This is a genomic window from Nodularia sp. UHCC 0506 (genome assembly GCF_034931045.1).
Taxonomy (GTDB): Bacteria; Cyanobacteriota; Cyanobacteriia; order Cyanobacteriales; family Nostocaceae; genus Nodularia.
Window position 1 is genome coordinate 4,596 of the sequence record NZ_JAYGHH010000068.1, and the last position, 997, is coordinate 5,592.

Consider the following 997-nt stretch of genomic DNA (forward strand, 5'->3'; position numbering starts at 1 on the left):
TTCTTCCCTGTTCCCTGTTCCCTACCTCTACGAGTAAATTCATAAACCAAACCGGATTCCTATATGTGATTAACTGATAGTTATCTATCTACAAATTTCACTTTTAGGGGTTATGGGAATGTTAGCTAGTATATTATGGATTTTAATAATGGGCTTTTTTGTGGGTCAACTTGCTCGGCATTTAGGCGCTCCCCCTTTAATTGGCATGATTATAGTGGGGATAATTCTTAGCCCCCAAGCCCTAAATGTAATTAGTCCAGAAATGCTTAATGCTGCTGATGATTTGAGAACTTTGGCAGTGATGATTATTTTAATGAAAGCCGGACTGGGTTTAGATAGAGACAAATTAGCTCAACAGGGAACTGTAGCCCTGCGTTTGGGATTTTTACCAGCCACAATCGAAGCGATCGCGATCGCCTTTGCAGCTATGGTAATCTTTAAATTTGACTTTTTCACCGGCTTACTTTTAGGCTGCGTCATTGGCGCGGAGTCTCCAGCCGTCATTGTTCCCGGAATGCTGAGACTTAAAAGTTTAGGCTGGGGTGTCACCAAAGGCATACCCGATGCAATTTTGACTGGTAGTGCTTTATCTGATGTCCTGCTGTTATTAGTCTTTAGCTTGTTGCTGAGTTTTTTGGGTGATGGAAGCGTTGAGCAAATTATCCTTCCTGGCGGGTTGGTACTAACTTCCCTCCAACTGCTACCACTACAAATTATCATGCAAATTTTACTGGGAGTGATATTCGGTTATTTAGCCGCCCGTTTGCTGGTTGTGCTGTTAGTAAAACAAAATTGGACTCAAAATGCCGTTCAAGATACCGTAATTGCTGCCAGTATCGCCTTATTTTTAGTCATTTCTGCTCATGAATTGCCTTACTTTTCTGGTTATTTAGCAGCAATGAGTATGGGGTTTTTTTTAATTGAATTAGATGCACCCCTAGCGAGAAGGTTGCGCGGTGGGTTTGATAGCCTCTGGATAGTAGCCGAGATTTTTTTG

General features: G+C 41.8%; 1 protein-coding gene. It reads left to right on the forward strand.

Annotation, left to right across the window (positions count from 1 at the left end; genetic code table 11):
* Positions 1-118: 118 nt before the first annotated feature.
* A partial coding sequence (locus VB654_RS23535; protein ID WP_323216256.1) for a cation:proton antiporter occupies positions 119-997 on the forward strand: 879 nt, incomplete at its 3' end.